Origin of the sequence: Pacificibacter marinus, from assembly GCF_900109555.1 — a bacterium.
GTDB lineage: Bacteria > Pseudomonadota > Alphaproteobacteria > Rhodobacterales > Rhodobacteraceae > Celeribacter > Celeribacter marinus_C.
Genome location: NZ_FNZV01000014.1, coordinates 99,584 through 106,162, shown reverse-complemented (window position 1 = coordinate 106,162; position 6,579 = coordinate 99,584). Strand labels below are relative to the sequence as shown.

The 6,579-nt window shown below is 52.5% G+C and carries 6 protein-coding genes; 2 read left to right on the top strand and 4 right to left on the bottom strand.

Annotation, left to right across the window (positions count from 1 at the left end; all coding sequences use genetic code 11):
- Positions 1-12: 12 nt before the first annotated feature.
- Complete coding sequence (acs, locus tag BM025_RS15985; RefSeq protein ID WP_090875419.1) at positions 13-1,962, top strand: acetate--CoA ligase; 1,950 nt, start codon at positions 13-15, stop codon at positions 1,960-1,962.
- 124 nt (positions 1,963-2,086) lie between these two features.
- Positions 2,087-2,944 (top strand): GNAT family N-acetyltransferase, encoded by an 858-nt coding sequence (locus BM025_RS15980; RefSeq protein WP_085850063.1) that lies wholly within the window; start codon positions 2,087-2,089, stop codon positions 2,942-2,944.
- 101 nt (positions 2,945-3,045) lie between these two features.
- On the opposite strand, the gene BM025_RS15975 is transcribed toward BM025_RS15980, so the two are convergent.
- The 4 genes from BM025_RS15975 to BM025_RS15960 are packed head-to-tail and all read right to left on the bottom strand — an operon-like array spanning position 3,046 to position 6,524.
- Positions 3,046-4,029 carry an ABC transporter substrate-binding protein gene (locus BM025_RS15975; protein WP_085850062.1) on the bottom strand — a complete coding sequence of 328 codons (984 nt, stop codon included), beginning with the start codon at positions 4,027-4,029 and terminating at the stop codon, positions 3,046-3,048.
- A 57-nt stretch (positions 4,030-4,086) separates the two neighbouring features.
- Positions 4,087-4,863 carry an ABC transporter permease gene (locus BM025_RS15970; RefSeq protein ID WP_085850061.1) on the bottom strand — a complete coding sequence of 259 codons (777 nt, stop codon included), beginning with the start codon at positions 4,861-4,863 and terminating at the stop codon, positions 4,087-4,089.
- Entirely contained in the window at positions 4,860-5,738 is an 879-nt protein-coding gene (locus BM025_RS15965) for an ABC transporter permease (RefSeq protein WP_085850060.1), read from the bottom strand. Before BM025_RS15965 ends, BM025_RS15970 begins: the two co-directional genes overlap by 4 nt.
- Before the next feature lie 9 nt (positions 5,739-5,747).
- Entirely contained in the window at positions 5,748-6,524 is a 777-nt protein-coding gene (locus BM025_RS15960; RefSeq protein ID WP_085850059.1) for an ABC transporter ATP-binding protein, read from the bottom strand.
- Positions 6,525-6,579: the final 55 nt, after the last annotated feature.

Below are 6,579 nucleotides of genomic sequence, written 5' to 3'. Positions count from 1 at the left end.
GGGAGGAACACCATGACCGACACGACCTATTCACCGGATGAGGCATTTACGGCCTCGGCTCATATTGATCGCGCGGGCTATGATGCGATGTATGCGGCGTCTGTGTCTGATCCTGATGCGTTTTGGGGCGAGCAGGGTAAGATTTTGGATTGGATCAAACCCTTCACCCAAGTCAAACAAACCAGTTTCGAGTTCGGAAAAGTCGATATCAAATGGTATGCGGACGGCGTTTTGAACGTCTCAGCCAACTGTATCGACCGCCATTTACCGACCCGTGCTTTGCAAACTGCGATCATTTTCGAACCTGATGATCCCAATGCTGACGCGCAGCACATCACCTATAAAGAGCTATCGGAAAAGGTAAATCGCTTTGCCAATGTGCTTTTGTCCCAAGGGGTGATGCGCGGTGATCGCGTGGTGATTTATCTGCCGATGATCCCCGAAGCCGCCTATGCCATGCTCGCCTGCGCCCGCATTGGCGCGATCCATTCCATTGTTTTTGCTGGATTTTCCCCTGATGCGCTTGCCAACCGCATCAACGACAGTGGTGCCAAAGTGGTGATCACCGCCGACTCTGCCCCGCGTGGCGGGCGCAAAACAGCGCTTAAATCCAACGCTGACGCAGCTTTGCTGCATTGCTCTGACAAAGTGCGCTGCCTTGTGGTCAAACACACCGGCGATCAAATCACTTGGATCGATGGTCGCGATGTCGACGTCAAATATCTGATGCAACACGCTTCACCTGACTGCCCGCCCCGCCCGATGAGCGCCGAAGACCCGCTGTTTGTGCTCTACACATCTGGCTCGACAGGCAAACCCAAAGGCGTGGTACACACGTCTGGCGGCTATTTGGCTTATGCGGCTATGACCCACAAATACGTGTTCGACTACCACGATGGCGATGTGTTTTGGTGCACCGCAGATGTCGGCTGGGTCACGGGCCACAGCTATATTGTCTACGGTCCACTGGCCAACGGCGCCACGACAGTGATGTTCGAAGGCGTGCCGACATACCCCGACGCTGGCCGGTTCTGGGCCGTGTGCGAAAAGCACAAAGTGAACCAATTCTACACCGCGCCGACGGCTTTGCGCGCGTTGATGGCGCATGGCAATGACTTTGTCGAAAAGTACGATCTGTCCGACATCAAAGTGCTGGGCACCGTGGGCGAACCGATCAATCCCGAAGCGTGGAATTGGTACAACGATGTGGTCGGCAAAGGCAAAGCGCCGATCGTCGACACGTGGTGGCAGACTGAAACAGGCGGGCACCTTTTGGCACCCCTGCCCGGCGCTGTGCCCACCAAACCGGGCTCTGCCACGTTGCCATTCTTTGGCGTGCAACCTGTGATTTTGGACCCAACAACAGGCGAAGAAATCACCTCGGTTGAAGCCGAAGGTGTGCTGTGTCTCAAGGACTCATGGCCCGGTCAAATGCGCACCATCTGGGGCGATCATGAGCGGTTCCAAGAGACCTATTTCCAACAGTACAAAGGCTACTATTTCTCGGGCGATGGCTGTCGCCGCGATGCCGATGGATACTACTGGATCACCGGTCGCGTGGACGATGTGATCAACGTCTCAGGCCACCGCATGGGCACCGCCGAAGTCGAAAGTGCACTGGTCGCTCACGCCGCCGTGGCCGAAGCCGCAGTCGTCGGTTTTCCTCATGAAATCAAAGGCCAAGGCATCTACGCCTATGTCACATTGATGAACGATCAAACCCCGTCTGACGACTTGAAAAAGGAATTGGAAAAATGGGTCCGCACAGAAATCGGCCCCATCGCCAAACCTGACTTCATCCAATGGGCCCCAGGCTTGCCCAAAACCAGATCCGGCAAAATCATGCGCCGCATCCTAAGAAAAATCGCCGAAAACGACACAAGCACGATGGGCGACATCTCAACTCTCGCCGAACCAGCCGTTGTCGAAGAATTGATCAGTAATTCGATCCACAACATCTGATCGCCTCTGGGCTGATCAATATCTTGCAAAGGCCGCTTTTTACAGGCGGCCTTTCACATCTCTAACACTGCCGAAACTGGACTCCGTTAACCAAAAATTCGCTTTTGCACGACACTGCTAGGGGATGAAAGCTGATATCGTCACCACACCAAAAGAGTGGGATCGCTTGTGTGATCTCAGCCAAGCGCCGCTGTCGCAACGTTGGCTTTATGGTGCGGCGGCAAAGCGGTTGGGACGCAACGTTCGCCGCCTTGCGATCTATGATGACGGTATTTGCGTAGGCACCGTGCAAATGATCAATCGCACAATAACAGGTGTTGAATTCAACTTGGCCACGCGCGGCCCGTGCTTTTTGACCGAGGGCAATCATGGATTGGTACTAAAATGTATCAAACGGGCCCTGCCCGCTTTGTCTTTAACCATCCTCACCCCTGCGCAAAAAATTCGGGGTTTTCCACTGTCGCGCGCCGTAACGCTTTGTGACATTGATCTCGCGTTACCCACAGATATCTTGCGTCAAAATATGCACGTAAAATGGCGTAACGGATTAAAAAAAGCCGAGAAAGCACGAACAAAAGTGGCTCAAATTACGACCATGCCAGCTGCGCTTATGCCATTGTTACAGGCCGAAAAGAAACGCCAATCCACAGCCAAATACCATGCTATTCCACCAGAGTTTACATTGGCACTTCAAGAAGTTGCCCCCAAATCTTTGCGATTGTTCACAGCGACTGATGCGCAGATGCTATTTATCACACACGGGAATTCCGCAACCTATCATATTGGTCATACAGGACCAGAGGGACGTGCGCACAATGCTCACAACTTGATTTTATGGCATGCCATGCAAGCGCTCAAAAACGAAGGCATCACGCGACTTGACTTGGGAACAATAGATCAAGGTCGAGCACCTGATCTGGCACGCTTTAAGCTGCGCAGTGGAGCGCGACGTGTGCAAATTCCACCTGCTTCACTGTTGTAACGCGCACTTGCCGTCTTCAAATCGCCCCCTTCCACACCTGTAAAATCACAAAAAAGCCCCGCAGAGTGCAAGGCTTTTCTGTCTCATATCTGCAAAGTAGCTTACTTCATCATCATGTCGGTGATTTCAGTTGTGTAAGCCCCTTCAGGTGTTTTGGTGATCACAGGATCAGAACCACCAGACAACAAGGATGCAACCGTGCGATCGTAGTCGGCTATATCAAGAGCGCCTGTTGAGCCCTCAATCAATTTAGCAACCTCACCCATCATGCGAATTTGGTGCTTTTCGGTCTGCGCGCCAGTTTCATCATACTCAAGCACAATCTCAGCGGCTTCTTCGGGGTTTTCAGCAGCCCAAGTCCAGCCCGCCATAGATGCTTTTACAAAACGTGCCATTTTGTCTTTGAACGCATCATCTGTCAGGCTGTCTTCAAGCACGTACAAGCCGTCTTCCAATGTCGCAACGCCTTGATCTTCGTACTTAAATGTCACGAGTTCATCAGGGGAAATACCAGCATCAATCACCTGCCAATATTCATTGTAAGTCATCGTCGAAATACAAGCTGCTTGTTTTTGCAGCAATGGATCAACGTTAAAGCCTTGCTTAAGTACGTTAACACCGCCCTCAGATCCGTCTGTCGCAATGCCAAGCTTGCTCATCCAGCTGAGGAACGGGTATTCGTTGCCGTAGAACCAAACGCCCAAAGTGCTGCCAGCAAAGTCTTCGGGTGATGTCACGCCGCTTTCTTTCAAACAGGTCAACATCATGCCCGATGATTTGTAAGGTTGCGCGATATTCACCACTGGCGCACCGTTTTCACGAGCGGCCAAAGCGGATGGCATCCAGTCGACCATCACATCAGCACCGCCGCCAAGCAACACTTGCACTGGCGCCACATCAGGCCCACCAGGTTTGATGGTCACGTTCAAATCTTCGGCTTCGTACAGGCCTTTTTCCAACGCAACATAATAGCCTGCGAATTGTGCCTGCGTGACCCATTTAAGTTGGAGCGTCACATCATCAGCCGCAAATGCGCCTGTTGTCATGGCTGCCAGCGCTGTCGCGCTCAAGAGTAGCTTTTTCATAGTACAACCTCCAAGTTGTTGAACTGCCAAGGTTTTCCTTGTGCAATTTTTATGCGGTTACCCGCGTTGTGAGGGGTGCCAAAAGGTCACCCTCTTTTCAATAAGTGCCACCAACCCGTAAAGAGCGGTGCCTGTGAGAGCTGATATAAAGATTTCAGCCCATACCATGTCCGTTGCCAAGCGCCCCATCTCTGTGGTGATGCGAAATCCCATTCCGCGGATCGGAGAGCCAAAATATTCAGCAACAATGGCCCCAATCAGCGCTAAAGAGGTCGCAATTTTAAGACCATTAAAAACGAAAGGGAGCGCAGCAGGAATACGTAATTTCAAAAGCGTCGCGATATGCCCCGCCGAATAGGTTCGCATCAAGTCGCGTTGCATAGAATCTGTCGCAGCAAGGCCGCCAAGAGTGTTCACCAACATTGGAAAAAACACCATGATCGCCACCACAGCCGCTTTTGAATGCCAATCAAACCCGAACCACATCACCATGATGGGGGCCAATCCGACAATCGGCAAGGCGGCAAAAAAGTTAGCGACAGGCATGAGCCCTTGTTTGAGAAACGCAAATCTGTCGATCACCAAAGCCAAAGCGACACCTGCGATACCGCCCATCCAAAGGCCATTCATCGCGCCTTTGATCACGGTCTGCACCCAGTCGCCCCACAAGATTGGCACAGAGCCCGCGATGGCAGCACCAATCGCACTGGGCGCTGGTAAAAGCGCTGGCGAAATGCCGAAGACACGTACGGATATTTCCCACAACAGTAGAACCAAAAGCCCAAAACCAACAGGATAAGCGATGCGTTCAAATTGCGTGTCAGACCGGTTCATACTGCCCGTCCCCCCATGGCGCGGCGCAGGATTTTCTCAACCCCGCCCACGGTGAATATCAAAAGTCCGGCCAAAATTGCAGCGGCAAACAGTGCTGCCCACATGATCATCGGCTCACCAAATTGCGACCCAATCAGCATTCGGGCGCCAAGCCCTGCAATCGCACTGGTAGACAATTCGCCCACCACGGCGCCAACAAATGCAGCGGCAACGCTAACTTTGAGCGACGCAAAGAAATAGGGCATCGACGCAGGCACGCGCAGCTTCCAAAACACCGCATTGGGGCGTGCGCCATAGGTGCGCAACAAATCCAACTGCATGTGATCAGGGCTCGATAGACCTTTTACCATGCTCACCATCACAGGGAAAAAACTTAGATACGCCGCGATGATTGCTTTGGGCACCAACAAAGTGCCCGCCCCTGCAGCGTTGCTTAAAATCACGATCATAGGCGCCAAGGCCACGATCGGAATGGTTTGCGAAATGATCGCCCATGGCATCAAACTGAGCCGCCCGACACGGCTAAGCACGATAATCGCAGCCAAGCTGACGCCTATAAAAATACCCAAAGTGAAACCCCAAAGTGTTGTTTTCAGGGTGATAATGCCTTGGTAAACCAATGACCGTTTTGAGGTGATCTTTTTCTCAACCGTGGTTTTCCACAGCTCGGACACCACCTGATGTGGTGCAGGCAGCAGCGGACGGGATTGTTGCATCGTATCGCTGACAACTTCAGAAAAGCTAGGTTCTGTGCCCGCGCGCGCGGCCTGATCATAGGTCCATGTGGAATTCATTTTGATGGTCGCGCCGTACCAAACGACAAGCAAAGCGGCGATCACAGTGAGAATTGGAAAAGCAGATTGGCGCAGTTTCATAACGTGCCCCTACCCTTCATGCCCTGCGCGCAACCCATCTCGCACGCGATGCGCGATCTCGATAAACTCAGCGCTATCGCGAATATCCAAGGGCCGCTCTTTGGGCAGAGGGCTTTCGATAATGTCGGTGATCCGCCCTGGACGCGGCGACATGACCACGATTTTGGTGCTCAGATATACGGCTTCAGGAATGGAATGGGTGACGAAAGCGATGGTTTTCTCGGTCCGCGCCCAAAGTTTCAAAACCTGTTCATTCAAGTGGTCACGCACAATCTCATCCAGCGCCCCAAACGGTTCATCCATCAACAAGATATCAGCATCAAATGCCAACGCCCGCGCAATCGATGCGCGCTGTTGCATGCCGCCAGAAAGCTGCCAAGGGTACTTTTTCTCGAACCCTTCGAGATCGACAAGTTCAAGCACTTTGCGCACGCGTCTGATCTGTTCTTCTTTAGAAAAGCCCATAATCTCAAGCGGAAGCTTCACATTCCCGCCAATTGTCCGCCACGGGTACAACCCAGCAGCTTGAAACACATAGCCATATGACCGCGCTTTGCGGGCTTCATTTGGCGACAATCCATTAACGGTCAACGTGCCACCTGTCGGTGTCTCAAGTCCTGCGATGCAGCGTAAAAGCGTGGTCTTTCCGCACCCTGACGGGCCGATAAAAGACACGAAATCCCCCTTGTTGATCTCAAGGTTTACATCCTTGAGCGCATGGATCGGACCATCGTTGGTCTGAAACGTCAGGTCCACGCCGGACACATCGATAACTGGCTTTTGCATAGCTGGTCTTTCCGCCTCACTTGTTGTGAGGTCTGTCATTCATCCCTGTCGTGTG